26 protein-coding genes are annotated in these 26,880 nt (G+C 63.6%); 13 read left to right on the top strand and 13 right to left on the bottom strand.

Annotated elements, in window-relative coordinates; all coding sequences use genetic code 11:
• Positions 1-65: 65 nt before the first annotated feature.
• Complete coding sequence (locus tag JQ572_RS20635; protein WP_211384646.1) at positions 66-1,376, top strand: ABC transporter substrate-binding protein; 1,311 nt, start codon at positions 66-68, stop codon at positions 1,374-1,376.
• An 82-nt stretch (positions 1,377-1,458) separates the two neighbouring features.
• Here the strand turns inward: JQ572_RS20635 and JQ572_RS20630 are convergent, their stop codons facing one another.
• The 3 genes from JQ572_RS20630 to JQ572_RS20620 form a co-directional block, all read right to left on the bottom strand.
• Positions 1,459-2,628 (bottom strand): Gfo/Idh/MocA family protein, encoded by a 1,170-nt coding sequence (locus JQ572_RS20630; RefSeq protein WP_211384645.1) that lies wholly within the window; start codon positions 2,626-2,628, stop codon positions 1,459-1,461.
• A gap of 48 nt (positions 2,629-2,676) precedes the next feature.
• The gene (locus tag JQ572_RS20625; RefSeq protein ID WP_211384644.1) at positions 2,677-2,988 is read right to left on the bottom strand and encodes a septal ring lytic transglycosylase RlpA family protein; all 312 of its coding nucleotides are present in this window, start codon (positions 2,986-2,988) and stop codon (positions 2,677-2,679) included.
• A 362-nt stretch (positions 2,989-3,350) separates the two neighbouring features.
• The gene (locus tag JQ572_RS20620) at positions 3,351-3,803 is read right to left on the bottom strand and encodes a hypothetical protein (RefSeq protein ID WP_211384643.1); all 453 of its coding nucleotides are present in this window, start codon (positions 3,801-3,803) and stop codon (positions 3,351-3,353) included.
• A gap of 245 nt (positions 3,804-4,048) precedes the next feature.
• On the opposite strand from JQ572_RS20620, the gene JQ572_RS20615 reads away from it, so the two are divergent.
• The 7 genes from JQ572_RS20615 to JQ572_RS20585 all read left to right on the top strand — a co-directional run bounded on the left by JQ572_RS20615 (position 4,049) and on the right by JQ572_RS20585 (position 9,862).
• On the top strand, positions 4,049-4,237 hold the full coding sequence (locus JQ572_RS20615; protein WP_211384826.1) for a hypothetical protein: 189 nt from the start codon (positions 4,049-4,051) through the stop codon (positions 4,235-4,237).
• A gap of 189 nt (positions 4,238-4,426) precedes the next feature.
• Entirely contained in the window at positions 4,427-4,825 is a 399-nt protein-coding gene (locus tag JQ572_RS20610; RefSeq protein ID WP_211384642.1) for a hypothetical protein, read from the top strand.
• Positions 4,826-5,067: 242 nt separating this feature from the next.
• Positions 5,068-6,330 (top strand): glucose-1-phosphate adenylyltransferase, encoded by a 1,263-nt coding sequence (gene glgC / locus JQ572_RS20605; protein WP_211384641.1) that lies wholly within the window; start codon positions 5,068-5,070, stop codon positions 6,328-6,330.
• Positions 6,327-7,781, top strand: a complete 1,455-nt coding sequence (gene glgA, locus JQ572_RS20600) for a glycogen synthase GlgA (RefSeq protein WP_211384640.1) — start codon at positions 6,327-6,329, stop codon at positions 7,779-7,781. Before glgC ends, glgA begins: the two co-directional genes overlap by 4 nt.
• 243 nt (positions 7,782-8,024) lie before the next feature.
• Positions 8,025-8,285 carry a SemiSWEET transporter gene (locus JQ572_RS20595; RefSeq protein WP_211384639.1) on the top strand — a complete coding sequence of 87 codons (261 nt, stop codon included), beginning with the start codon at positions 8,025-8,027 and terminating at the stop codon, positions 8,283-8,285.
• Positions 8,286-8,702: 417 nt separating this feature from the next.
• Positions 8,703-8,975 (top strand): DUF6894 family protein, encoded by a 273-nt coding sequence (locus JQ572_RS20590; protein WP_211384638.1) that lies wholly within the window; start codon positions 8,703-8,705, stop codon positions 8,973-8,975.
• A 167-nt stretch (positions 8,976-9,142) separates the two neighbouring features.
• On the top strand, positions 9,143-9,862 hold the full coding sequence (locus JQ572_RS20585) for a Crp/Fnr family transcriptional regulator (protein WP_211384637.1): 720 nt from the start codon (positions 9,143-9,145) through the stop codon (positions 9,860-9,862).
• A 26-nt stretch (positions 9,863-9,888) separates the two neighbouring features.
• Here the strand turns inward: JQ572_RS20585 and JQ572_RS20580 are convergent, their stop codons facing one another.
• Positions 9,889-10,692: a DODA-type extradiol aromatic ring-opening family dioxygenase gene (locus JQ572_RS20580; protein WP_211384636.1), complete on the bottom strand. Its 804-nt coding sequence runs from the start codon at positions 10,690-10,692 to the stop codon at positions 9,889-9,891.
• 142 nt (positions 10,693-10,834) lie between these two features.
• Between JQ572_RS20580 and JQ572_RS20575 the strand changes: the two genes are divergently transcribed.
• Positions 10,835-11,014, top strand: coding sequence for a hypothetical protein (locus JQ572_RS20575; protein WP_027519499.1), 180 nt, complete (start codon positions 10,835-10,837; stop codon positions 11,012-11,014).
• Between the two features lie 17 nt (positions 11,015-11,031).
• Here JQ572_RS20575 and JQ572_RS20570 read toward each other — a convergent pair whose 3' ends face one another.
• Together JQ572_RS20570 and JQ572_RS20565 are read right to left on the bottom strand one after the other, a co-directional pair.
• The gene (locus JQ572_RS20570; protein ID WP_211384635.1) at positions 11,032-12,489 is read right to left on the bottom strand and encodes a carboxylesterase/lipase family protein; all 1,458 of its coding nucleotides are present in this window, start codon (positions 12,487-12,489) and stop codon (positions 11,032-11,034) included.
• Positions 12,490-12,568: 79 nt separating this feature from the next.
• Entirely contained in the window at positions 12,569-12,817 is a 249-nt protein-coding gene (locus JQ572_RS20565; RefSeq protein WP_211384634.1) for a hypothetical protein, read from the bottom strand.
• A gap of 191 nt (positions 12,818-13,008) precedes the next feature.
• Here JQ572_RS20565 and JQ572_RS20560 point away from each other — a divergent pair, with 191 nt between their 5' ends.
• From JQ572_RS20560 to JQ572_RS20550, 3 genes are all read left to right on the top strand, one after another.
• Entirely contained in the window at positions 13,009-15,696 is a 2,688-nt protein-coding gene (locus JQ572_RS20560) for a flavin-containing monooxygenase (protein ID WP_211384633.1), read from the top strand.
• Between the two features lie 132 nt (positions 15,697-15,828).
• On the top strand, positions 15,829-16,101 hold the full coding sequence (locus JQ572_RS20555; protein WP_211384632.1) for a hypothetical protein: 273 nt from the start codon (positions 15,829-15,831) through the stop codon (positions 16,099-16,101).
• A 111-nt stretch (positions 16,102-16,212) separates the two neighbouring features.
• Positions 16,213-16,536: a hypothetical protein gene (locus tag JQ572_RS20550; RefSeq protein ID WP_211384631.1), complete on the top strand. Its 324-nt coding sequence runs from the start codon at positions 16,213-16,215 to the stop codon at positions 16,534-16,536.
• A 252-nt stretch (positions 16,537-16,788) separates the two neighbouring features.
• On the opposite strand, the gene JQ572_RS20545 is transcribed toward JQ572_RS20550, so the two are convergent.
• The 4 genes from JQ572_RS20545 to JQ572_RS20530 form a co-directional block, all read right to left on the bottom strand.
• Positions 16,789-16,944, bottom strand: a complete 156-nt coding sequence (locus JQ572_RS20545; RefSeq protein ID WP_211384630.1) for a hypothetical protein — start codon at positions 16,942-16,944, stop codon at positions 16,789-16,791.
• A 102-nt stretch (positions 16,945-17,046) separates the two neighbouring features.
• A complete protein-coding gene (locus tag JQ572_RS20540; protein ID WP_211384629.1) occupies positions 17,047-17,571 on the bottom strand; it encodes a septal ring lytic transglycosylase RlpA family protein in 525 nt (174 codons plus the stop codon).
• 301 nt (positions 17,572-17,872) lie between these two features.
• The gene (locus tag JQ572_RS20535; RefSeq protein ID WP_211384628.1) at positions 17,873-19,525 is read right to left on the bottom strand and encodes an NAD-dependent malic enzyme; all 1,653 of its coding nucleotides are present in this window, start codon (positions 19,523-19,525) and stop codon (positions 17,873-17,875) included.
• Positions 19,526-19,900: 375 nt separating this feature from the next.
• Positions 19,901-22,240, bottom strand: a complete 2,340-nt coding sequence (locus JQ572_RS20530; RefSeq protein WP_211384627.1) for a mechanosensitive ion channel family protein — start codon at positions 22,238-22,240, stop codon at positions 19,901-19,903.
• 755 nt (positions 22,241-22,995) lie between these two features.
• Here JQ572_RS20530 and JQ572_RS20525 point away from each other — a divergent pair.
• Positions 22,996-23,886: an MBL fold metallo-hydrolase gene (locus tag JQ572_RS20525; RefSeq protein ID WP_211384626.1), complete on the top strand. Its 891-nt coding sequence runs from the start codon at positions 22,996-22,998 to the stop codon at positions 23,884-23,886.
• A 194-nt stretch (positions 23,887-24,080) separates the two neighbouring features.
• Here the strand turns inward: JQ572_RS20525 and JQ572_RS20520 are convergent, their stop codons facing one another.
• From JQ572_RS20520 to JQ572_RS20510, 3 genes are read right to left on the bottom strand one after another with little or no spacing between them, the layout of a single operon-like run.
• Positions 24,081-25,010: a polyphosphate kinase 2 family protein gene (locus JQ572_RS20520; protein WP_211384625.1), complete on the bottom strand. Its 930-nt coding sequence runs from the start codon at positions 25,008-25,010 to the stop codon at positions 24,081-24,083.
• Complete coding sequence (locus JQ572_RS20515) at positions 24,970-25,989, bottom strand: branched-chain amino acid ABC transporter permease (RefSeq protein WP_211384624.1); 1,020 nt, start codon at positions 25,987-25,989, stop codon at positions 24,970-24,972. Before JQ572_RS20515 ends, JQ572_RS20520 begins: the two co-directional genes overlap by 41 nt.
• Positions 25,986-26,867 carry a branched-chain amino acid ABC transporter permease gene (locus tag JQ572_RS20510; protein WP_211384623.1) on the bottom strand — a complete coding sequence of 294 codons (882 nt, stop codon included), beginning with the start codon at positions 26,865-26,867 and terminating at the stop codon, positions 25,986-25,988. The genes JQ572_RS20515 and JQ572_RS20510 overlap by 4 nt, the downstream gene beginning before the upstream one ends.
• Positions 26,868-26,880: the final 13 nt, after the last annotated feature.

Genomic DNA, 26,880 nt, shown 5'->3' with positions numbered 1-26,880 from the left:
CGCTCGCCATACTTCGAAAAAAAATAACAAGACCAGATCATAAGACGGTTTCGAGGGAGGATAGAATGCCGACTTCACGCAGGCAGCTGCTGAAGAGCTCGGCGGCTGCCGCCGCCGCACTCAGCCTGGATTGGACACGGGCCCAGGCGCAAGCCGAGAATCTGCGCATTGGCCTGATCTACGATTTGACCGGCCCGTTCGCCGCCGGCGGTTCGGTCGCTTCCTCGGTCGGCGCGCAGATCGCCATCGACCTCGTCAACGAGAAGGGCGGCATCGGCGGCAAGACCAAGATCGTGCCGGTCGCGGCGGATTCGCAGAGCAAGGCGGACGTGGCGATCAACGAGGCCGAGCGGCTGATCAGCCAGGAAAAGATCGACATCATCAACGGCGTCTATTCGAGCGCGCATGCGGTGCCGATGGCGGCGAAGGTCGAGCAGCAGAAGAAGATCCTCTGGATCACGACCGCGGTCTCGACCGCCGTGTTCAAGGACAAGAACCTGCAATATGTGTTTCGCGCGCAGATCCATTCGGACCAGTATGGCCAGGCCTTTGCCGGCTTCATGAACGAGCACGCCAAGGCGAAGCTCGGCATGGAGCCAAAGGACGTCAAGATCGCGTTGATCCACGAGGACGGCCCTTACGGTGTTGGCGTCGCCGCCGCGGACGAGGCCTATGCCAAGGAGGCCGGACTTCAGGTCGTGCTGAAAGAGGGCTATTCGGCTTCGGCCCCCGATTTGTCGGTGCTGGTTACAAAAATCAAGCGCGCCAAGGCCGATGTGATCTCGCATGCCGGCTACAATCCGGACATCACGCTGTTCCTGCGCCAGGCCCGCGAGAGCGGCCTGCGCTTCAAGATGCTGTTCGGCGCCGGCGCCGGCTACAGCCAGCTCGACAAGCTGCGCGCGACCTTCGGCGCCGACATCGACAATTTCTGCAACATCGATCCGGTGCCGGCACAATTGCTCGATCCCGCCAAGCTTGCGCCGGGCATCGGCGATCTGACCAAGATCATGGTCTCGCGCTACCAGGCCAAGACCGGCGCGACCGACGTACCGCCGCACTGCTCGATGGGCTTCAACCAGACCTGGGTGCTGCTCAACAACGTGCTGCCGGTCGCCAAGGAAAAGTACGGCGGCTTCGAGCCCGAGGCCATCCGCAAGGCCGCGCTCGACGTCGACATTCCCGCCGGCGGCACCATCCAAGGCTATGGCGTGAAATTCTTCCCGCCGGGCACGCCGCTCTCCGGCCAGAACGAGCGCTCGACGCCCGTGGTGATGCAGAATGCCGGCGAGCACATCTCCGTGGTGTGGCCGACCAACATCAGGACGCGGGACCCGGTGTTTCCGCTGCCGAAGGGATCGACTTACGGGACGTGAGACTATCGTTCTGCGCCTCTCCCCGCTTGCGGGGAGAGGGAGCAGTCCCGCTGCGGCGATAGTTCTACCCACTCGCCACGCCCTACAGCACCACCCGCCGTCCCTCCTCCGCCGCCCAATAGCCGGCGTAGTTCACCTTGATCGTCTCGTAGGCCAGCGCGAGGTCCGACAGCGGCTGCCGGCCCGTCGCGGCACACTCCATGAAATCCTGGATCTCCTGGAGATAGCCGCGGGTCCATTCCTCCTCCAGGCAGACATATTGCCAGCCGGTTTTGCGGTCGACCTTCTCGGTGATGTAGACGGAGGCGAGCTTCTCCTCGGAGGTCTGGTAGCTCATCAGATGCGTGTTCGGCGTGATGTTGGCGAACAGCGAGCCGCCGGAGGTGTAGGTCTCGATCAGGTTGCGCACGCCGCCCATGATCATGTCGCCGGAGAACACGGTGGCCTTGGTGCCGTCGGAGAAGGTCGCGGTGAGCGTGCCCCAGTCCTCGACGTCGACGGGATTGGCCTTGATGTAGGTGCGCTCCTCCGGCTTGAGGACGGCCGTGACGTTGCCGACATCGCCGGTGACGCTGGCAACATGGATGGTTTCGCCGCGCGCTCTGGCCTCGACCTGCTTCAGATAGAGCACGGCGGAGAGCGGATGGCACCCCATCCGGATCAGCGATCCGCCGCCGGTCATCGCCCATTGCGCGGCATGCGCCGCATGCGAGCCGGAATGACTCTCCTCGCCTTTCATGAACAGGATCTTGTCCTTGGTGGCCTTGATGATTTCCGCGGTCTTGGTCACCGCGGGCGCGTAGATCCAGTCCTCGGCATACATGAAAAGCCTGCCGGTACGTTCGATCGCGGCGCGGGTCGCGTCCATCTCCTCCAGCACGCGTTCGTACATCTGCGCCTTCGGGACGTGCTTGCCGATCGGCTGTTTGTCGCCCTGACGGCCGAAATAGCCGGCAAAGGGCTTTTCACAGATCACGTGCTTGCCGGCCTGCATGCTGGCGACGATCATCCCGGCATGGAGATTGGGCGGCGTGCAGATATCGATCACGTCGAGTTCGCGGTCGGCGATCAGTTCGGCAAAGCTGCGGTAGACGCGCGGGATCTGATGGCGGGCGGCGAATTCGACGACGTGGTCCCCGCGCGCGGCGACCGCCGCGACCTCGACATCCACGCCGTAGACGCGCCGGAACGCATACATATGCAGCTCCGACACGAAGCCGCAGCCGACGAGTCCCACCCTGATCCTGGCCATAGCGCCCCTCACCCACACCTTGGGCAGCACTATAGCGCGCCGGCAGGTCTATTCCACCGAGACCCGCACCACGCCGGCGCTCATCATGCCAAGCGCTCTGGCGGCCGGCACCGAGAGATCGACGATGCGACCGCGGATGAAGGGGCCGCGATCGTTGACGCGGCACTGAATCGAGCGGCTACCATACGACACCCGCAGCATGCTGCCGAAGGGCCGCGTCCGGTGAGCGCAGGTCAGTTCGCCTTTTCCGGCCTTTCCGTATCCGTAATAGGAGGCAAGCCCGCTTTCAGCGTGGGCGACAGAAAAAGCTGAAAGCAAGAAGGTAGCTAGACAAAACAATAGCGTCGGCTGCGCTCGCACGGCACCGCTCCCCGTTAACCCTGCCCCGCGCTACAAACGTTCCGCTGTTCCACGAGGTTCCAAGCCGCGGCAGGGCCCGGCCGGTGGTGCCATCACACATTGTTACTGTTTATGAAGCACCCGCGTGCGAGCCGGCGCAGCCGCTGCGCACTGCGTGCGTTCGCGTCAAAGGAGCCTGCCTATGACAAATCAACGGGCTTGCCGAATGGCCGGCAAGCCCGACGTGCAACCGGATGATACAATTGGCGCCGCGCCTACCTGTTCAGGCATACCAAACCCTGTTCTGACCAAACCCGATTCAAGCATGATCAGGTTCAGGCATCTCTTGGTCTACCGGGTCTTCGTCTACCGGGCTCGCGAGTTCACCAATGGCGACGGTAGTATCGATGATAGCCACCGTAGGGCCTGTAGTATCCATAACGCGGACCATAGTAAGGCCGGTAATATCGACGGTAGCCGTAATACCGGGGATAGACGTAAGGCTGCGCGTAGCCACCATAATATGGACCGCCGCCATAGTAGGCTGGCGCATAACCATAACCGTAGCCCGGATATCCATAGCCGCCGTAATACGGGCCGCCGCCGTAATAGCCGCCGCTCGCGATAGCGCCGCCGATGATCGCGCCGGCCGCGAGACCACCGATGCCCAATCCCCAGCCGCCGCCGCGCCAATGCACCTGCGTAGCGTCGTTGGGAACCATCGTCTTCATGGTTTCGATATTGGTCGGCATCGGCGCCGCCGCGGCCTGCTCCAATTGGCCGACCGTCACGGTTATTGCCAGTGCACAGGCAGCTCCTGTCTTCCAGATGCTCATCGCTTCACTCCTTGTCTGACGCCTCGATCTCAAACGTCGCACACCACGATGGCGTTTCATTGCCCCAAGTCAAAGACTTCGTTTTGCGGTGCACCGCACAAGACAGCAGGGACTCCGCCGCCCGTGCCATGTGGTCCGTACGCCTCCGTCAAACCACCTAGGTAAGTCTCCCTAAGATAAGCAGCGCAATATCCAAGCCGCCAGGTTCTGGTTGATCGTGCCCAGGTGGGCACGGAGGGGCCTTGATGAGCCATTCAATTCACCATGCGGATCGCGCGACCCACCGCAAAATCGTGATTGTGGCGCTGCTCGCTGCCATCTCGGTCACTGCATTCACACTGTGTGTTCATGTGTATGCCAAGCCGGCTACGATCGAAGCAGCGCTCGGAAGGCCGCATATCGCAGGCAGCGCGGTGCTCGCCGCTTCCCGTTGACTGGAGGAAATCCATGCGAAGGAAAAGAGCCGAAGCCAAAGTGATCGCGGAGACTTTCGATCCCGCGCTCTGGTCGATTGCGACCGCGCTCACCGCCGCCGTTGTTTACCTGACTTGCCTGATCTAGGCCAACCCTGGTCGGAAGCATTCGGGATTGAGGTCACCTGGCGTCGACGGTTTGCATAATCCATGTTGCTGTCTCAACCGTTCAGCGACGATACGGACGATTACCGTGCCATGATCGCGACGGCCGTTGCCTTGGCATGTTGCGCAATCGGTCTCGTCGTCGTGACGTTGTTGTTGGTCACTGGCGACCGCTTCGAGTTCAGGCCGCCACCCGAAACCGCCACACTTGATGACAATCTCGTTCGATCGTTCGAAGCCCTCGACGGCATGGCCGCAAGGATGGCCCGCGTAAAGACGGGCGACGCCTGGACAACGCCCGGGCAGGACAGCAAACCGGCCGGGATCGGAAATTTGGCTGTCGAGCCAACCAGGCGGCATATCGTCACTCGCCTGAAAAGCCCGTGGTGCACGGGTATCCTTGCCCATCAGCCGTTCCATACCTGCAGGCCCAGGCCCCAATAGCGACGATGAGCCAAGCCGGCCGGACAGATCGCCTGGCCCGGCCATCGTCATCCCGGCGGCCGATCCGGGAACGCCGGCCCACGCGGGCCGCGATAAAGCATTAAGGTTCATGCGTTTCGCAACCAACAACCTACTTTCCGACTTACCGTTCCTACCGCTACTATTCTTTGCCCGACGGCGCCCGACAGGCCCTCCGTGAGAGAGGGATTTTGGCTGCGCCCCAGTCTGTGTGGGAGGATCAAATGAGTGCCGCGAGACCCGAGCCGCTTGCCCGCCAGGCGCTGGCCTTCGTTCTGGCCGGCGGACGCGGCAGCCGGCTGCTGGAGTTGACCGACCGGCGCGCCAAGCCCGCGGTTTATTTCGGCGGAAAATCCCGCATCATCGATTTCGCGCTGTCGAACGCGGTGAACTCGGGCATTCGCCGTATCGCGGTCGCGACCCAGTACAAGGCGCACAGCCTGATCCGGCATCTTCAGATGGGCTGGAACTTCTTCCGCCCCGAGCGCAACGAGAGCTTCGACATCCTCCCGGCGAGCCAGCGTGTCTCCGAGAACATGTGGTATGTCGGCACGGCGGATGCGGTCTACCAGAACATCGACATCATCGAATCCCACGCCTGCCGCTTCATCGTCGTGCTCGCCGGCGACCACATCTACAAGATGGACTACGAGGTGATGCTGCGCCAGCACGTCGAGAGCGGCGCCGACGTCACCGTCGGCTGCCTGGAGATGCCGCGCCAGGAATCTTCCGGCTTCGGCATCATGCACATCGACGAGAACGGCTGGATCAAGTCGTTCCTGGAGAAACCGGCCGATCCGCCGCCGATGCCCGGCAAGCCGGATGTCTCGCTGGCCAGCATGGGCATTTACGTGTTCAACGCGAAATTCCTGTTCGAGGAGCTCAAGCGCGACGCCGAGGACCCGAACTCCAACCACGATTTCGGCAAGGACATCATTCCCTACCTCGTCAAGCACGGCCGCGCCATGGCGCACCAGTACTCGACCTCCTGCGTCCGCTCCGGCGAAGACCCCCGCTCCTACTGGCGCGACGTCGGCACGGTCGACGCCTATTGGGCCGCCAATATCGACCTCACCGACGTGGTGCCGGAACTCGATCTGTTCGACCGCGCCTGGCCGATCTGGTCCTATTCGGAGATCACGCCTCCGGCGAAATTCGTCCATGACGAGGAGAGTCGCCGCGGCCAGGCCGTGAGCTCGCTGGTCTCGGGCGGCTGCATCATTTCCGGCGCCTCGCTGCGGCGTTCGCTGCTGTTCACCGGCGTGCGCATCAACTCCTATGCCAATGTCGAGAACGCTGTGATCATGCCCTACGTCAATATCGGCCGCGGCGCGCGCTTGAAGAACGTCGTGATCGATCGCGGCGTCGAGATCCCGGAAGGCCTCGTCGTCGGCGAGGATCCCGAGCTGGACGCAAAGCGCTTCCGCACCACCGAACAGGGCATTTCGCTCATCACCCAGCCGATGCTCGACAGGCTCAATACATGACGCCTGTTCGCGTCCTCGCGGTCGCCTCTGAAGTCTATCCCATCGTCAAGACCGGCGGGCTCGCGGACGTCGCCGGCGCGCTGCCGATTGCGCTGAAGGCGCATGGCATCGAGATGCGCACGCTGGTGCCGGGCTATCCCGACGTGATGAGGCTGCTGGGGGGAGCCGAGGAAATCCGGCGCTGGCCGGATTATTTCGGCGGCCCCGGACGCCTGCTGGCCGGCTCACATGACGGCCTCGACCTGTTCGTGCTCGACGTGCCGCATCTCTACGCGCGGCCTGGCAACCCTTATGTGACGGCCGAAGGCGTCGACTGGCCGGACAATGGCGTGCGCTTTGCGGCCCTGTCGCGCATCGCGGCCGATATCGGCCACGGCCTCGTTTCCGCCTTCGTGCCTGACGTGGTGCATGCCCATGACTGGCAGGCCGGGCTGACGCCGGCCTATCTGCACTACGACAACCGGCCACGGCCCGCCACCGTGATGACCATCCACAACATGGCCTATCAGGGCAAGTTCGCTCCTCAGCTCATCGGATCGATTGGCCTTCCCTGGCACGCCTTCAACGTCGACGCCCTCGAATATTTCGGCGGCATCAGTTTCCTGAAGGCAGGCCTGCAGTTCGCCGATCGCATCACCACGGTGTCGCCGACCTATGCGCAGGAAATCCAGAGCGACGAGGGCGGCATGGGGTTCGGCGGCCTGCTTCGCGCCCGCGCCAGCGTGCTGAGCGGTATCCTCAACGGCATCGACATCGAGGTGTGGAACCCGCAACGCGACCCGCACATCGCCTACCGCTTCGGCGCGGAGGACCTCACGTTCCGGGCCGCAAACAAGGCCGTGCTCCAGCAGCAGTTCAATCTGGATTCCTCCGACGAGGCGCCATTGCTCGGTGTCATCAGCCGCCTGTCCTGGCAGAAGGGGCTCGATCTCCTGCTCGAGGCCATTCCGACCATTTTGCGCGAAGGCATGCAGCTCGCGCTGCTCGGCAGCGGCGACCGCGATCTGCAGGATCGCTATCAGGCCGCCGCGCGTGCGAACCCCGGCCGGATCGGGGTCGTGATCGGCTATGACGAAATTCTCGCGCATCTGATCCAGGCCGGCTCGGACGCGCTCATCGTGCCGTCTCGCTTCGAGCCGTGCGGCCTGACACAGCTCTGCGCGCTGCGCTACGGCGCCGTGCCCATCGTCTCGCGCGTCGGCGGTCTCGAGGATACCATTGTCGATATCGGCGAGGCCGCTGCGTCAGGCCGCGATGCCACCGGCTTCAAGTTCGCACCCGTCACCGCGGACGCCCTCGCCGGCACACTGCGCAAGGCCAACACCGCCTTCCACGACAAGCCGACCTGGCGCCGGCTGCAATTGAGCGGCCTTGCAACCGACGTGTCCTGGCGCAACCGCGCAGGCGACTATGCCGCGCTCTATCGCGATCTCATTGCTCGACGCACCTGAAGCGGCAGGCCTCTCGCATTTGAATAGCGGCTTCCTGCGGCGCATCCGTCGAGACGCCCGCATCCGCGGCCTCCTCGGGATGAGGGCCGAATATGCGGCAACAATTTCCACAGCACCGTGCTGCCCAGCCTCATCCTGAGGGGGGCCTAAGCGCCGTCTCGAAGGACGAGGCGCGGGCAGACTGCCGCCTGGAGGGCCGCCTCAGACGCTCTGCCGCCGCCGAATCAATGTTATAGAGCCGCCATGGACCCCTTCGCGATCAAGCTGATCGGCTTCGCTGCCGCCACCTGCACCACAATCGCCTACGCGCCCCAGGCCATCAAGGTCTGGAAGACCCGTTCGGCGCGCGACATTTCGCTCGGCATGTTCCTGATCATGGTGCTGGGCCTGGCACTCTGGCTGATATACGGCCTGCTCTCCGGCGACGCTCCGCTGGTCGCCGCCAACACCGTCACCATGGTGCTCGCCGGCGGCATTCTGGTGATGAAGCTGAAGTACGGTTAGGCTTGTTCAAGCCTCGGATTTCTCTTCCGGAGAAAACCGGAGCCGCTTGTACTGCAACTTCACCGCGCGATAGCATTCGCGGGTCGCCTTATTGAGCTCTGCGACGTTGACGACTCGATGTGGCCGCGGCTGAATCGAATGACGTTCGCCTGCTGAAGAGCATGAGCGACCAGCGAAACGCTGTTCCGGCGAACTTCTGGAAACGAGGAGAATAGGCACGCTGGAGTGCGGACCGCCGGGTCCCGCCCAAAAGCCGGCGTCACGATTCAACCTTTGCGAGATTCAGTCTCAGGCCATGCGCCCGATTTCGCTTGCATTTGCAGGTACAGGCGCCCAGGGTCCTTATGTGCGTTAGCTGACATAATTGGCGGACCGGTCAGACTGAGTGATATCCCTCGCGGCCGTTCGGAGCGCATCATGCCCGACCATTACTTCCGGATTACCAGGTGCGACGGCGGCACGGTCGAACATCTGGCCGAGATCGCGGATCATAAATCTGCGTGGACGGAAACGACGAGAGTGTTCGGGGATTTGGCGCGAGACTGCATTCTCGAAAAAAATGCCGAATGGCGGATCGAGCTTCTGGGTCCAAGACGGGAGCCCATCTATCGCATTCGGCTGCTCGCCGAGACATGTGAAGGCCCCGCAGCGGTTAGCTGTCGCGCCGCAGATACAGGCGAGCCTTACTGACGTTCTCGACCGGATTCCCTTCGATCCTTATGTCAAAATCTGGCATAGTGAAATAAAGACTCGCTATGTGCGGTACGGCTCTTACTGTTGTTCCATTATCGGATATCCGCATGAGGCACCGATAGCTGAGAGTTCTCTGCGCTCCCGCCTGTCCCAGGGAGCGACGCATGAAGAACCTCTTGCTGAGGCATCTTTCCGAAACCGATTTCAGAATCCTCGAACCGCACTTGAAGACAGTCGCCTTCGAGCAGCATTCTCTGCTGTTCGAGGCCGATCAGGAAATTCGCTCCGTTTACTTTCCTGCCGGCGCAGTGGTCTCGCTGGTGGTGACCCTCTCGACCGGAGAGATGATTGAAACTGCGATGGTCGGAATCGATGGCGTCGTCGGCGCAGCCGCGGCGCTGGACGGGCGGATGTCCCTCTGTCGCGGCATCGTTCAACTTGGCGGAGACATCGTCGTCTGCAATATGGATGCGCTGAAGACGGCCACGCTCCAGAGTCCCAGGTTGTTGGCGCTCCTTATGCGGCATGAGCAGGCCGTCTACGCCCAAGCCCAGCAGTCGGCAGCGTGCTTCGCCTCGCATAGCGTCCAGGCCCGGCTCTGTCGCTGGCTGCTGCGCGCGCGTGACTTGTCCGGCAGCGACCAACTCCAGTTCACGCAGGAATATCTCGGACAGATGCTGGGCGCTCGGCGATCGAGCGTGACCGTCGTCGCACGCACGCTGCAAGCGGCCGGTCTGATCCGTTACGCGCGCGGCAAGATCAGGATTCTGGATGCCGAGGGACTGGAGGAAGGCACGTGCGAATGTTACGCCGCCGTCAAGGCTCGCTATGAGCAATTGCTCGGAACGGATACCGCGAGAAAGATCGACGCGACGTTGGCGTAAATTGTGATTGCGGGCAGCCGCGCGATTCAGGGCTGATTGCCGAACACATACGACGCCATCGCGACGTTTGCGACCTCGTCGACAAAAACGCGATGGCCGACGTCGCTGCCGGCGGCGCCGGCGGCCACCATCAGCGGCAGCAGATGATCTTCGCGCGGATGGGCCAGGCGCGCGCTCGGGGCGTTCTCCCAGTCAACCAGCATCGCGTTGCGGCGCGCCGCATCCTTGTGGCTGATCGCCTCGTTCAAATAGGCCTCGAAATCATACGAGACCGGTTTCGACTCTGCCCGACCGAAGCCACGCATGTTGTGATAGGTGAGCCCGCTGCCGACGATCAAAATGCCTTCATCGCGCAGCGATGCGATCGCCTCCCCGGCCCTGACGTGCTCCGCCGCATCATAGGTCGATCTCAGCGACAGCAGCACGATCGGCATGTCGGCGTTCGGATACATCAGCCCGAGCGGCACGAAGGTGCCGTGATCGAAGCCCTGATTGGGATCCTCCCGGCAATCGAGGCCGGCGCGCGTGAGCAGCGCCTTCACCTCCGCGGCGAGCTCGGGCCGGCCCGGCGCCGGATATTTCAGGTGATAGGTATGCTCGGGGAAACCGTAATAATCGTACACCATCGGCGGATGCGCCGAGGTCGACACGGTGAAGGCGTCGGCCTCCCAATGGCCGGTGATGACGAGCACCGCCTTGGGTTTCTCGGGCAGAAGCTGCGGCAACCGGCCGAACTCTTCGGCGGTCCTGGCATATTGCACCCGCCTGTCCTCCATGAAAGGCCAGGGGCCGCCGCCATGCGACAGGAAGAAGGTAGGAAACCGCGTCATTGGTGGAAGCTCATCTCGTTGGCCACATACGATCGGCCGCGAGCATAGGCAAACTCCTATGGTTAGCAAGACGTTAACGATTCACCGCACAAAATCGCCGGCGTGGCCGAAGGAATCGGCCTGAAGACAAGCGAGACGTAAGATGAAGAAGTTTGCGCTGGGGGACGTCGTCAACAGTGACAAGGGCCGCCGCGGCGTCGTTCGCGCCGCCTACAGGTCGAAGGAAGGCCAGCAGTTCTACGCCGTCGAGAAGGACGGTGCGATGGACTATCTCGAGGAAGACCGGCTGAGCCCGGCGCCGCGCGTCGAGCTCGCGGCTTAAGTCCAGCTCATCCAGCCCTAGCGCCCGAGCCGGTCGAGACGCTCCGTCCAGGGGTCGTCTCCGCTCGCGATCCGATCGTTCGTGATCAGCAGCAGGCGATCGCGGCCTGCCGCAACGTCCCAGCGTGGCAGGTCGGGGCCGTTGGGATCGCCGCTCCTGGCGAAGTTGATCCAATAGGCGCGCATGCGGCTTGCGACCTCGCGATCACTTCGTGACAGGATCCCCGCACCGGGCACGCCTTCCACGCCGAAGATGAACTGCAACTCGCGCCCGTGACCGCCCTCGGGATTTGCGCGCCGCGCCTCCGGCACATAGGCGAAGCGATAACGAAAGGTCGGCGCGCCGCTTGCCGCATGCAGGCGCGCCAATAGCCTCACCGGCTCCGAGAAGGCCTTGTCGGTGTAGAACCTCGCCGCAAGCTCCGAAGACCCGGCGAGGTCCGGATAGAGCTTGCGCAGCTCATCGCTGGTGGTGCCGGACGATGCAAGCTCCTCCTTGATTTCCAGCTCGCTGTCGAAATTCGTCTCGTCGTCGTTCGAGCCGATCATCAGGGGAATGCGGCTCTCATGTCCGGCCGCAAAGCCCGCGGCAGGATCCTCGATCACCAGGCTTCCATCGATCATCGGCGCGAAGCTGCGCGACGATTTTTCCAGCAGATGCCTTTCGGCGGCGAGCAGGCGTCGCGGCTCGGCCGCGCGCGGATCCGCCTGCCGCCCAAGCGCCGCCACGAATTGCCGGCCCACGAGCTCCGCCTCCTGCGCCGAGCGCAGTCGCATACGGCCGGGCACCGATTGCAGAATGGCTTTCTGGAAGAGATCGCGCGATTGCGCGGACAGCATCAGCAGCGCGATCGACGCCGCGCCGGCGCCGCTGCCGAACAGCGTGACGTTGCCCGGATCGCCGCCGAAGGCCGCGATGTTGTCGTGCACCCAATGCAGCGCCGCAATCTGGTCCATCAGACCGTAATTGCCCGAACCGCCTTCCGACAGATCGGGGTCAATGAGCCAGCCGAGCGCGCCGAGACGAAAATTCACGGTCACTACGATCAGGCCGGCCTGCGCGAGTTTCGCGCCGTCGAACAGCGGATCGTTCGCGGTGCCGGTGACGAAGGCGCCGCCATGGATGAACACCATCACCGGCAGCGGGCCGTCGACCCCGAAGGGACGGAACACGTTCAGCGTGAGGCAATCCTCGCGCGCGCCCGGCAGCGATGGCTGAAGGCAGGGCGCGCCGTACTCATAGGCGGTGTGCATCTCGGCGTTCTCGGCCGTGGCCTGCGGGGGACGCCAGCGCAGGGCGCCGACCGGCGGCGCTGCATAGGCCAGCCCCCTGAAGGACGCGACTTCGCCTTCGACGGCGCCGAGCATCTGTCCTTCACGCGTCAAAGCGAATGGAAACTGTCCGGCGGGCTGGGCCGCGGCCGGGCCGGTGCAAAGGAATGCGGAAGCCGCAGCAAGCGCGAGCAAGGACCGCATCTTGGTGGATCTCGATGCGCGGACGGGTTCGCCGTCAGGTTACGTCCGCGTCCCATGGGGAAGCAAGCGCCGCAGCGCCCTAACCGTTCTTCGCGATGAGCTCCGCGAGCGCGCGCCGCGCAACGATGCCGAGCTCACCGAGCGTGGAGTGACCGGACTGTGCCGCCTCGATCAGGCGCTCGGCGATGAACCTGCGGCTGTCGTGATCGCCGCCATGCGGCAATTGGCGACACGTCTCCTCCAGGACGACGTCCATGTTCGCTTTGGTCCGTTCACTCAACTCTGTCATGACGCCCGGTCGGCACGCGTGGCTAGTATCCGCAAGCATACACAGAGGGATGTGGTCTGATGAGTCCGGGCTATCCCGGCGATTGTGCATCGCGATGCGTGTATCGCCGCAACCTTCGCGCGGCCACGGCTGACGCCACAAATGGCTACCGAAGATTGCACTTGTTCTGATGACAAGCCGAGCCTGCGGCGATAGCCTGCCGGCAAAACAAAATACACGGGAGGAATGCCATGCCTGACGCAATGGTTGCCGCACGTGAATCCAAGGCGGCGAGCGGAGCCCAACGGGTCGATGTTGCCGTGGTCGGTGCGGGATTTGCCGGCCTCTATCTTCTTCACCGGCTGCGCAAGGCCGGCTTCTCGGCGGTCACACTCGAAGAGGCCGGCGATGTCGGCGGCACCTGGTACTGGAACCGATATCCCGGCGCGCGCTGCGATATCCAGACCATCGACTACAGCTACACCTTCGATCCGGAACTCGATACGGCCTGGACCTGGTCGGAGAAATACGCGACCCAGCCCGAGATCCTGCGCTATCTCGGCTTCGTCGCGGACCGCTACGACCTGCGCCGCGACATCCGCTTCAGGACCAAGGTCACCGAAGCCAGATGGGACGAAGCGACCGAGCGCTGGCAGCTCACCACCGACAATGGCGCGCCGGTCTCCTGCCGCCACTACATCATGGCCACCGGCTGCCTTTCGGCGCCAAAGCCGCCGGAGATCGACGGCGTCAAGGATTTTGGCGGCAAGGTCTATTTCACCGGACGCTGGCCGCATGACGGCGTCGATCTCGCCGGCAAGCGCGTCGCGGTCATCGGCACGGGCTCGTCGGCCATCCAGTCGATCCCGCTGATCGCCGAGCAGGCGGCGCATCTGACCGTGTTCCAGCGCACGCCGAATTTCGCGCTGCCTGCGCATAACGGCCCCGCGCCGTCCGATCGCATGGACCTGTTCCAGAGCGACCGCGCGGCCTATCGCGAGCAGGCACGCCAGTCGATGGCCGGGGTGCCCTACCCGCAACAAACCGTCGTGAGCTGGCAACTGAGCGATGCCGAGCGTCGTGAGCGGTTCGAACGTGCCTGGGCAGCCGGGGACCTCGTCCACATCCTGACGCAGCTCTGGGCCGACCAGGCCGTCGATTTCGATGGCAACGCGCTAATCGGCGAGCTCATTCGCGAGAAAATCTCGGCGGCGGTGAAGGATCCGGAAACCGCGGCGGCGCTGATGCCGCACGATCATCCCTTCGGCGCCAAGCGGCCCTGCCTCGATACCAACTACTACGCCACCTACAACCGGCCGAACGTCACGCTGGTCAATCTGCGCGAGGAGCCGATCAAGGCGATCACCGCAAGCGGGATCACCACCGGCAAGCGCAACTTCGACGTCGACGTGATCGTGTTCGCGACCGGCTTCGACGCCATGACCGGCGCGATCCGCGCCGTGCATCCGATCACCGGGCGCGGCGGCAAGTCGCTCACTGATGTCTGGGCGCAGGGGCCGCAGACCTATCTCGGGCTCACCGTCGAGGGCTTCCCGAATTTCTTCATGATCACCGGGCCCGGCAGCCCGTCGGTGCTGTCGAACATGGCGGTGTCGATCGAGCAGCATGTCGATTGGGTCGTCGACCGGCTCGCAGCGCTGCGGGATGCCGGCTTCACCACGATCGAGCCGACCCAGACGGCGCAAGCCGGCTGGGGCCGGCACATGGCCGACTGTTCGATGGTGACGCTGCACCGGCTCGCCAACACCTGGTACACCGGCGCCAACGTGCCCGGCAAGGTGCAGGGCCTGATGCCCTATACCGGCGGCGTCGGTCCCTATCGCAGCATCTGCGACGAGGTCGTCGGCCGCGGCATGCTCGGCTTCAGGCTCGCCGGCCCCGACATCGCGGCGCAGTGCAACGACGGCGAGGTGGTGCGGCTGCAGCCGGATGTGCGGCTGGTGCTGAACCTGCTCGCGTCGCTCAACCTGCCGCCGATCGAGTCGATGGGCGCGCTAGGCGCCCGCGCCTTCGTCAACGAGTTCAACAAGGGCCGCCCCGCAGGGCGGCCGATCGGCGACATCGTCGACGGCACGCTGCCGGGCACCGACGGTCCGCTGCCCTATCGTGTCTACAAGCCCGCATCGCCCGGGCCGCATCCGGTCGTGGTCTATTTCCATGGCGGCGGCTGGGTGCTCGGCGACGAGCAGTCGGACGACCCGTTCTGCCGCGACATGGTGCGGCGAACCGGCATGATGTTCGTCAGCGTCGGCTATCGCCACGCGCCCGAGCATCGCTTCCCGGCCGCAGCCGAAGACGGCTATGCGGCAACGCGCTGGATCGCCGAGCACGCCGCCGAACTCGGCGGCAAGCCGGGCCCGGTGCTGGTCGCTGGCTGGAGCGCCGGCGGCAACATCGCCGCCGTCACCTGCCAGCTCGCACGCGATCGCGGCGGGCCTGAGATCGCCGGCCAGCTCCTGGTCTGTCCGGTGACTGACTGCAGCTTCGATCGTCCCTCATACAACGACAATGCGACCGGCTATTTCCTGACCGGTTCGCTGATGTACTGGTTCTGGGACCTCTACTGCTCACCGGCCGACCGCACCGATCCGCGCGTCTCGCCGCTGCGCGGCAAGGTCTCAGGGTTGCCGCCGGCCTTCGTCGTCACCTGCGAATTCGATCCTCTGCGCGACGAAGGCATCGCCTATGCCGAGGCGATGGCGGCCGCCGGCGTCCGGGTCGAGCAACTCAAGGCGCGCGGGCATTTCCACTCGTCCTTTGCGATGGTCGACGTGGTGATCACCGGCGTCTCGGGCCGGGTGCAGATGGCGGAAGCCTTGCGCCGCTTCGCCGGACTGCCGCCGGAGGTCGGCCGCGGCGACGAACACAGCCACGGTCACGGCAGCCCGGGGCACAGGATTGCGGCCGCCGCGAGCTGAGAATGGCAAGGTGGCCGGGAACCTTTTCCCGGCCGCCGCGTTGAGGCTCACGTGGCATTGAGATGCAGCGACAGATGTAGGCCCCGGCACGCAAGTCCGCGTGCTGGGGTGTTTTTTGCGTGAGGCGGTGCGATGGGGGACGTTGCCGGGGTTTCAAAGGTCGATTTCGGCATGCTCGCGGCGCTGCATAAATGGCCGTCGCTTGCGAACCAGCGGCGGCCCGACAGAGATTCCTATCAGGTCAGCGAAGGCACGCTCGACGAATGCATCTCGGCCTTCATGGAAAAGCCGGCGGCCACCAGGCACCTCTACGAAATCCATACGGCGGCGCAGCCGCCCCTGGTCACGGATATCCTTTCGCCCGAGCACGTCATCGAGCTATCGCGGCTGAGGGAGTATCTCTGATTGCGTGCAGACACTGAAGCTGCACGCGTCCGACAAGCTTCTCACCAACGAAGGAACCTTCTTCCGGTTTTTCCCGTTAACGGGTCGAAAGCCAAGGCGAGGGTATCTGAGATGCTTGAAGCTGGCGTACCATCCCCGGTCGTGCCCTATGGCGCAGACCAGACCTTGTTCGTGGTGATCGATCGCCGCGACAAGGCGACTGAAATCCGCATCGAGCGAACCGACCTCGACGCCACGATCCGCGAACTCGTCGCCGGCTGCTTCAACGATCCCATCAAGGTCATCTCGTTCAACACGCTCGAGCACTGGATGAAGGATATCTCGACCGACGTCGCCGGCGAAATCCAGGCGCGCTGCGACATCGATGGCGTGACGCTGCCCGACTATCTCAGCGACTTCGTCGAGAACCACAGCTGGCGACGCGCCGCGCGGTGATCGCCGTCAAATTGCAGGCAACAAAAAAGCGCCGCTTCCGCGGCGCTTTTCGTGTAGCAACGTCAGTGATGCCAGAACAATGCCAGCAGCAGAACGATCGGCAGCGGCACGCCAAGCAACCAAAGCAAAGCACCTCGTCCAAAACCCATGACTTCTTCCTCCTCATGCACTGTCCAGATGACGCAGGAGGCGAAAAGAAGTTCCGCGCCTCAAAGCGACGGGGAATGCGTCCGGTGCATGGTGTAGGAGGAGTTATGCGCGCCGATATTTCCCGGTGATGACCTCGATTTCGCGGCGGCGTTCGCCGGCGAAGCTCAGCAGCTTTTCGATCGTCAGCGTATCCGTGATCCGTTTGGCGAGCCGCTCGGCGCGTGCAGCCTGATCTTCGAGATACTGGATCGTGTTCAAGCGTCCGCCTCCCCAAAAGCCCCGAATTGTTCGGGCATCCATGGTGCTTGAGAAGCGGCTAACAGTCGGTTAAGCGGCAGCGTCCTGGTCGTTCAATCGCACCTATCGCACGACGTCGAGCCTGACATTGGTAATGCCCTTGTCCATCATGCCAAGCGCCTCGGCCGCGGAGGGAGAGATGTCGACCACGCGTCCGCGAACATAGGGCCCGCGATCGTTGACCCTGACGGTCACGAAGCGGCCGGAGGAGACGTCGGTGACGCGCAGCTTGGTGCCGAACGGCAGGCTGGGATGGGCCGCGGTCAATTCGTTCTTGTCGAACTTCTCGCCGCTCGCGGTCTCGGTATCCGAATAGAAGCTGGCAACGCCATGCGAGGCAGTTTGCTTTGCGTCTCCGGCACGGTCAGGCCCACGCGCCCGGCTGATCGGCCGCGGATGCAGCGCCGCGACCCTGTGGGGGCGCTCGACATTGGCCTGCCGGCTTGTGCCGGCGAGATCCGCCTTCTGGCGGCCGACCGGCGATTGCGCGCAGGCGGCGAGCGAGGCGGCGCCAAGGATGGCGAGCAGCAACCGGCCCGAGGTGACGAGGGAAATCCGGGCACTTTCGGCACGTGCAATGCGATACATGGTACGCCCTCCGAACGACCCGCAGTTTCGGTGGGCAATGAGGGCAGAACCTTGTCAGAACAAAAGCACGCCTGAGGCCGCGGCCATTTCGCGCCAGCTGTGACGATTCCACCACACTGGCCTGTCCTGAATCGAGACAGACTGGTGAAAAATCAACGTGATGCGGCGAGCCAAGCGCCCCGGGCTTGTATCTCCGGCATCCGGATTTCTTGGACCACGGGCAACGCGTGGATGGCCGAGACAAGCCCGGCCATGACGATGTGAGAGCGTTAGCCAAGCCGTTCCGGCTTCCCGCAACAGCTTAATACTTCGGCTCGTACATCTGGGATTGGACCAGGCCCTTCACGTCGTTGGGCGCGGGTCCGTCCGAGAGCCCGCGCTGGAAGGCGACGTCTGCGACGGCGGCCGCGATGCGTACCGAGACCTCGCGAATACGAGGGAGCGCCGGATAGAGGCTGCCCTGCGCGAGGTCCTCCTTGCCGACGCAATCGGCAAGCGTATGGGCGGCGGCCATGAACATCTCATCCGTCACCAGCCGCGAACGGCTGGCAATGACGCCGAGGCCTACGCCGGGGAAGATGTAGGAGTTGTTGCCCTGGCGTGGCACGAAGGTGCGGCCGTTGAGCTTGACCGGGTCATACGGGCTGCCGCAGGCGAACAGTGCGCGGCCCTCGGTGTAGCGATAGGCATCCTCCGCCGAGCACTCGGCCTTCGAGGTCGGGTTGGAGAGCGCGAATACGATCGGCTGTTCGTTCAGCTCGGCCATTGCCTTCAGCACGTCGGGCGTGAAGGCGCCGCCGACTGCGGCAACGCCGATGATCGCCGTCGGCTTCAGTGTCTTGATCGCCGTGAGGAAGTCGGCGATCGGCGCCTGGTCGGAATGGGCATAGCGGAGCTTGTGACCGTGGAGGCCTTCGCGACTGCCGACGACGAGTCCGCGGGAATCCACCAGCCAGTTACGCCGGAGCGCTTCGGCTTCCGAAGCCCCCTCCGCCATCATGGCGGAGACCACGAGATCGGCGATGCCCGTCGCCGCCTCGCCCGCGCCGAGGAACAGGATGCGCTGGTCCTTCAGCCTGCCGCCGTTGACGCGCAAGGCTGAGAACAGGCCGGCGAGCGCCACCGCCGCGGTGCCCTGGATGTCGTCGTTGAAGACGCAGGCCTCGTCCCGATATTTGTGCAGCAGCTTGAATGCCGAGTGATTGGCAAAATCCTCGAACTGGATCAGCACGCCCGGAAACGTCTTTCGCGCGGCGACCATGAATTCGTCGACGAAGCTGTCATAGGCCTCGCCGGTGAGCCGGCGCTCGCGCAGGCCGAGATAATACGGATCGTTCAGAAGCTCTTCGTTGTTGGTGCCGACGTCGAGCACGATCGGCAGGCAATGCTCGGGATGCACACCGGCGCAAGCTGAGTAGAGCGAGAGCTTTCCGACCGGAATGCCCATGCCGTTGGCGCCGAGATCGCCGAGTCCCAAAATGCGCTCGCCGTCGGTGACGACGATCAGTTTTGCGGGGTTGGGCCAGTTCTTCAGAATGTCCGCGATCTGGCCGCGATCGCGCGAGGAGATGAACATGCCGCGCGGACGCTGGTAGATCAGGCCAAACTTCTGGCAGGCGAGCCCGACCGTCGGCGTGTAGATGATCGGCTGGATCTCGTCGATATTGTCGACGACCACGCGGAAGAACAGCGCCTCGTTGCGGTCATGCAGTGCGTTCAGCGCGACGAATTTTTCCAGGTCCGTCGGCAGCATGCGCAGATTGGTCAGCACGCGCTCGACCTGGGTCTCCATCGTCAGCACGCACGGCGGCAGCAGGCCGCGCAGGCCGAGCGCGTCGCGCTCCGCTTCCGTGAAGGCGGTGCCCTTGTTGAGCAAGGGGTCACGCAGCAGCGCCATGCCGTGCGCGGAGTCGGATGATGTCGAATGGGCGCTGACCCGAGCAGGTCTATTCACGAATTCCCCCAGGGAGTTTCTTATTGAACAGCCCACATTGTCGGCCACCGCTCACCTGAGATCAAGGACGTAGAACTCTAGGCATTGATTGTGATCTCGCACCGCAGCGAGAATGCCGCGCAGCATGAAAGGTTAACGTCGCAGCTCTCTCGCCTCATGGTGAGGAGCGCGGCACGCGCGTCTCGAACCATGAAGGCTCCCGATCTCGCCCGCGGCCATCCTTCGAGACGGCCCAGGATGAGGCAGGAATGCTCTTGGCGCCTCGAAACTACTCAGGCTTGATGTCGGCGGCTTTCACGATCGGCCACCCTTTCTCGGTGGGGCGGAGTGAACGATGCCGGTTCGACCGAGGCAAGCAGTAAGTTTTCCGAGCGACTATCCAGCCGCTCTTCGCTGCGTGAGGTTCACGGCGCCCTCGGCCGGCGGCGCGATGTGCATCAAGATGGTCTGGGTGGCGGACGCGACCTCGATGCCGTTCTGCTGGAAACGCTGCTTCATGCGGCGGTTGAATTCGCGCTGGACCGGCCAGCGGCCGGCCTCGGTGCAGCGTATCTGGCCGACGATCGACACCATGGCGCCATCGACCTTGTCGATGCCCCAAAGATCGAGGTCGCCGCGGATCAGGCTGCGGAATTCAGGCTCGCGGCGCATCTCGTCGACGATGTCCTTGAGGATCTGGCCGGCACGGTCGGTGTCCTCCTTGTAGGCGACGTTGACGCTGACCGAAGCATTGCCGGCGCCACGGCTGGCATTGGTGATGGTCGTGACCGCGCTGAACGGCACGATGTGCACGGCGCCGTCGCCTGCGCGGAGCCTGATCGTGCGGATGGAAACGTTCTCGACCACGCCCGACAGTCCCGACACGCTGACGTTGTCGCCGACCTGGACCGTGTTCTCCAGCAGCAGGAACAGCCCGGTGATGAGGTCCTGCACCAGCTTTTGCGAACCGAAGCCGATCGCGATGCCGACGATGCCGGCGCCCGCCAGCAGCGGCGCGACGTTGACCCCGATCTCGCTCAGCGCGGTCAGGCCGACGACGGTGGCTATCAGGCACAGAAGCGCCGTCCGCAGCATCGGCTGGAACGTGCGCAGGCGCGCGGCGCGGGCATAATGCCCGTCCCGCGACAGTGTATTGATCTGACGGTCCAGCAGCGCGTTGCTGGCTTCCCAGATCGCCGCGGCGATGAAGACGGCGATGCCGATGGTCGCCACCGCCGAGATCAGCCGGCTGCCGATCTGGCCGCCGTAGAACCAGACGATGGCATCGACGCCCCAGACCTCGAGCACCGCTACGAAACCAATGAAGGCGATGACACCTGAGACGATCTTCCGCAGCAGCGGCAAATAACGGTTGGCCCGGATCTCGAGGCCCGGAAAGCGCTGCAGGATCTCCGGCTTGATGCGAAAGCCGCGATCGATCAGGCTCAGCGTCACCATGATGGCGACGCGGGTGATCAGCACCACAGCGATAGTGCCGACGAAATATTGCAGCAGCAGCGAATAGCCGTTGCGGATATTGAGCGCCCAGACCGCCCACAGCGCGATGTCGAGCGCGATGGCGAGATAATGCCAACCGCCGGCCATGCGATTGCGCATCCGGGCCGCGATGCCTTGCCGGTCGGCGGGCGCACGGATGGCTTCGGCGACCTGACGGCGGCATTGCAGGATGATGACGACGACGAAGAGGTGCACGACCAGCATCACCATGCGCAGCAGCGCCGCATAGCCGGCGCGATGCAGCCCGAGCAACAGCGCCACATTGGCAAAGGCGATGCCTGAGACACCGACGCCGACGATGCGGCGCGCCCAGATCTCGATATAGGCCGCGGTCTCGGCACGGACCGGAAACAGGCCGTAGGGGCCCGCCAGTGCGCGGACGACACAGATGAGCCCGCGCGAGAACGCATAGGCATTCACGACCGCGAGGATGACGAGACGGACGGTGGCGGGGTCGCCGATCTCCGTTCCGAGCAGCGTGGTCGCCACGCCCACGAAGATGACGACGGGAAGCAACTCCAGCAATAGGCGTCCGAGTACGAAGGGCAGCCGCAGCAGCAATTGCCACGCGCGCGCCAGGCTGACGCGGCGCCGGTGCTGCTCGGGCTGGGCGGCGACGCCGGACGCGGACGATGGAGGGTCGCCGGCGGCCAGCGGCTGTGCCGGTACGTGCACGGTCTGCGGCACGCGCGATTCGAGGAATATGACCGGGCGCCGGATCAGCCGGAAGATCACCCATTCCGCCGCGAGGGCGCAACCGAGCACCAGCGCGAGCTTCCAGGCGATCTCGATCAGGAGATTGTAGGCTGTTGGATCGTTCGCGGTCCGCACGATCCAGTAGTAGAACGCCGGGAAATGCGTGAGCGTACGGGCAACGTCGGCAACCTGGCGCGAGATATCTCCGATCTCCTCGGACACGGTGAGCAGGAGCTGCGCCCCGAGGCCGTCGGCCGAGAGCGGGATCGCAGATTTCTGCTCGGGCGCGGGCGGTGCAGGCTGCTGTGGACCGGATGCATTCGCGATCGCGCGTAGCGTGTCGATCATCTGTGCGCGCTTCTTGTCGTCCTGGAGCGTCTCCAGAGCGCGCCTGGCATCATCCGGCGACAGCGCGGCAGCATTGCTGGTCGCTGGCACAGCCGGCTCGGCGTGGGCTCCGGCGAGAGATGCGATGGCGAGGAAGAGAGCGGCAAGAAGCGCGGGGGCAAGCTTATGCGACACGAGAATTCCCTGGAAAAAATAGATGCGTCCCGGCGGAATCGGAGCGGTCACCGCCGAAACGCATGCGTCATGTCGGATGGTCGTTATTCGCCCGCGTCCTGTGTCGGAAGTTTGCCGATGGGGCGACAATCTCTTGGCATTTGCTGCAACGCAGGATCGGGAAGGCGGCTCGGCAAAGACGCGCGCGCCATGGAATCCGGTGCACGCAAAACCTCTCTCGTCATTCCGGGAATCGGACCCGGAATGACGGTGAGGAGGAGGAGAGAAAGCAGGCTATCAGGACATTCGCGCAGGTGGCCTCGTCAAGGCATCCAACACGATGAGCGGGCTGTAAAAGCACAGCGCCGGGCAGGTAGGGGCCATGCCACACTGATGCAGCCCTCTAGACCTTGACCCGGCGTGCCGTTCGCGGTTTGCGCCGCTATGCGATAGTCCGAACGAGCTCCATCGCACTTAACGCGGCTGGATTTGCGGAGGTGGTGTCATAGACCTCCCCTTGCTCTTGAGGTGGACGTCGTCGCGTATTCGCGACCATCTGCATGGTCCTCCTGCGACACAAAACTGTCAAGCAGGATCAAAGGCCCAAACCATCACAATTGAACGTGGCAGTTCCGCGAGCGGCAGCGCAACCCATCATGACCTGTCGGTTTGGACGGCCTGCGACCCGATGTAGCGGAATAAAGTCTTCCCGGCAGCGTTAGTGATGATGAGGATATCCACCTCTCCTGCCCTCCGTCATTTCCAGAAAGCCTGAGATGAAGATATCGATTTGCCTCATTGCGCTTGCCGCGCTCGTTGCCGGAATTGGATCGGCCGCCGCGCAAAACCCGCCGCAGACCTCGACCAAAAAGGTCGATGGCACCGAGAACGTCTACGTCTTCCGCTATGGCGGCCACCAGTCGATGTTCGTGGTGACGCCGAAGGGCGTGATTGCGACCGACCCGATCTCGTATTTGCGGCCGGCAAAACCCTATATCGACGCGATCAAGGCGGTCACCGACAAGCCGATCAAATACGTCATCTACAGCCATCACCACTACGACCACATCGCCGGCGGCCAGCCGTTCAAGGATCTCGGCGCCACGTTTATCGCGCACCGGCGGACCAAAGAGCGTCTGCTCGAGTTGAAAAAGCAGAAATCCCTGCTCGCCGACGTCGTGATGCCGGATGAGGTGGTGGACGACAAGAAGACCATCACGCTCGGCGGTACCACGCTGGAGCTGGACTATGTCGGCCGCAACCATTCCGACAATTCGCTGGTGATGCGGCTGCCGAAGGAGAAGATCGTCTTCGTCGTCGACTTCGCGCCGATCGAGTCCGTCCAGTTCCGCAACATTCCCGACAACGCCTCGCCGCTGGAATACATCGCCTCGCTGAAGAAGCTGGCCTCGCTCGACTGGGAGCGGATGATCCCCGGTCACCCCTATGCCGGCGGACGCTTCGGCACCAAGAAGGATATCGAGGACGATATTGCCTACATGGAGGACCTCTCCGCCGAGGTGAAGAAGGCAGCTGATGCCGGCAAATGCTTCGACACCGCGATGAAGGAAGTGAAGCTGCCGAAATACGAGAAATGGGGGAACTACGAAGCGGGCCTTCCCGCCAACGTCGAGCGCTTCTGCTACTGGTGGGGCCGCGGGTATTGAGGGGGGTACAGGGGCGATGATGACATCATGCCCCTGTTTTGCCCGACGCGTCAAACAGATTTCGTAAAATCCGCATCCATTCGGGTGGGCGGTCAAGCCATTGATTTCGCTGGCACCGGCTACTGTGCATGGGGTTGTTTTCGAACTTTTCGTCGGGGGCCGGCGAGTACGCGGGTTTTGCCGCTTGCCGGCGATCACCTTGCTCGCTTCTTGCTCTCCTTCTCCTCCTTCTGAAGCGCCTCGCGCACCGCTTCGAACTCCGCAGCCGAGGCCTTGTCGGCGCGGGGAAAGCGCAAGTCCAGCTTTTCGAGCGCGGCATTGATCACCGATCCGATCACGACCCGTGCGAACCATTTGTGATCGGCCGGCACGACGTACCACGGCGCATGGGGCGTGGCGGTGTGGCGGACGATGTCCTGATAGACCGCCTGGTAGCGCGGCCACAGTGCGCGCTCCTTGATATCGCCCATTGAGAACTTCCACTGCTTGGCCGGATCTTCCAGCCGGTCGAGGAAGCGCTCGCGCTGCTCCTCTTTGGAGACGTTGAGGAAGAACTTCAACACCAGTGTGCCGTTGCGGTAGAGGTAGCGCTCGAAAGCCGAGATGTCCTCGAACCGCTCTTTCCAGATGTTCTTGGTGACGAGCTTTTGCGGCAGCTTCTCCTTGGCGAGGATCTCCGGGTGCACGCGTGTCACCAGGCATTCCTCGTAATGGGAACGGTTGAAGATGCCGATATGCCCGCGCGCGGGCAGCGCGACCGCGTGACGCCAGAGGAAATCGTGGTCCAGCTCGTTGGTGCTCGGGGCCTTGAAGGCATGGACCTCGCAGCCCTGCGGATTGATGCCCTCGAAGATCGCCTTGATCGCAGAATCCTTGCCGCCGGCGTCCATGGCCTGGAACACGATCAGCAGCGACCAGCGGTCCTGGGCGTAGAGCCTCTCCTGAAACTCGATCAGCCGCTTCTTGTTGGCGTCGAGAATGTCCTGCGCCGTCTCCTTGTCGAGGTCGTCCCTCTCGTTGGTCTTGTGGTCCTTGAGATGAAACTTGCCCGACCCATCATAGCGAAACGGCGTGATGTAGCGGTCAAGTTCCTGGGCGAGCGATTTGGACGGCTTCTTGCTCATGAGCGCGGGGCACCTTGCGTTGCGGCTTCAATCGGTCGAGCACGCTACCAAGGATACCCTTGGGAAGGAATATGATGAAAAGGACCAGCAGCACGCCGTAGACGAGATTGTCCCAGCCGACCGCTTTGGTGCCGAAGCCGATACGCAGGGTCTCGGCCAGCAAAATTGTGATGACGGCGCCGAAGGTCGGGCCGAGCGAGACGAACAGGCCGCCGACGATGGCCGCGAACACCATCTGGAGCGAGACCGCGATGCCGCTGACGGTGTCGGGCGTGATGAACATCTGGTACTGGCAGTAGAGCGCACCGGCCAGCGCCGTCATCAAGGCGCTGAGCAGCGTGATCTTCAGCTTTTCCGCGGTGACGTCGACGCCGGCCGCGGCCGCGGCGTCCTCGTCTTCCGAGATCGCCTCCAGCGCATAACGCGCCATGCTGCGGTCGACCCAGTGCCAGACCACGATGCCGAAGAGCCAGACCCCGAGCGCGATCAAGTACCAGGTGATCTTGTCGTCGAATTGCAGCGCCAGGAGCTTGTTGCCCGAGGCGCGGTTCGGCGTATAGCCGAGCGAGCCGCCGGTGTAGTCGCGCGTCGCGGTGATGACCTGGAGCACGATGCCGGAGAGCGCCAGCGTCACCAGCACGAAATAATGCCCGGTGATGCGGAAACGGAAGCAGGGATAGCCGACGATCAGCGCCAGCGCGCCGGCCGCGACCATGCCGATGGGAATGCCGATCCAGGGCGACCAGCCGAGATGATTCCACAAGAGCGCGGTGACATAGGCGCCGATCCCCATGAAGCCGCCGTGGCCGAGCGAGACGAGGCCGAACCGCCCCATCATCGACCACGATGTATAGGCGAACGACCAGATCAGGATCAGCACCAGGATGTGCAGATGATAGGGATCGCGATAGACGAAGGGCAGCGCGATCAGCGCCGCCAGCCCGACCGCCCAGGCTGCAAGGCGCCCCTGCCCCATCATCGGCGCCTCGCAAGCAGGCCCGCGGGCCGGATGAACATCATGACGATGAAGAAGGCGAAGGCGAGCACGTAGCCCCATTCGAGATCGGAGAACAGGCCGCCGAGCGAGATGATCTCGGCGAACACGAAGGCGGCGATGAAGCCGCCGATGAAATTGCCGAGCCCGCCGAGCACGCAGATCAGGAAGGTGATGGGTCCGAAGGAGAGACCGACGAAAGGATGCACGTCATATTGCAGCACCAGCAGACAGGCGGCGAGCCCGGCCAGCGCGCCGCCGAGTGCAGAGGTGATCAGGTAGATCTTCTTCGTATCGACGCCCATCAGCGCCATGATCTGCCGGTCCTGCGAAATGGCGCGGATCGCGGTGCCGGTGAAGGTCCGCGTCATGAACAGGTAGACCGCGACCATGCCGACCAGTGCGGCCAGGAACGACAGCAGCCGTGCGTAGCTGAAATTCATGTCGCCGAAAGCGAGCACCGGCAGGCGGATGCCGAGATTGCGGAAGTCGATGCCGAAGGCAACGGTGGCAAAGCTCTGGAGTACGAACAGCACACCGCCCGTTGCAAGCAGCTGGTTGATCGGCGGGGCCGTGAGCAGCGGCGCAATCACGAGGTAGTGCAGCGCGGCGCCGAGCATCGCAACCAGCAGAATCGTGAGCGGCGCGGCGACGAAATAGCTGACGCCGTAATACTGCACCAGGAAATACATCGCGTACATGCCGATCATCACCAGTTCGGCGTAGCAGATCCAGGTCACGTCGATGACGCCGAAGATCAGATTGAGCCCGAGCGCGAGCAGCGCCAGCACGCCGCCGAGCAGGATGCCGTTGATCACGGCTTCCAGCAGGTAGATGTCGAAAATGTCCAGAAAAGCTTGCATGCCCGCATGAACC

Source organism: Bradyrhizobium sp. SZCCT0153 (assembly GCF_018129995.1).
In the GTDB taxonomy this organism is placed as follows: Bacteria; Pseudomonadota; Alphaproteobacteria; order Rhizobiales; family Xanthobacteraceae; genus Bradyrhizobium; species Bradyrhizobium japonicum_G.
The sequence above is the reverse complement of the archived record's forward strand: the minus strand, read 5'-3'. Positions and strand labels throughout refer to the sequence as shown.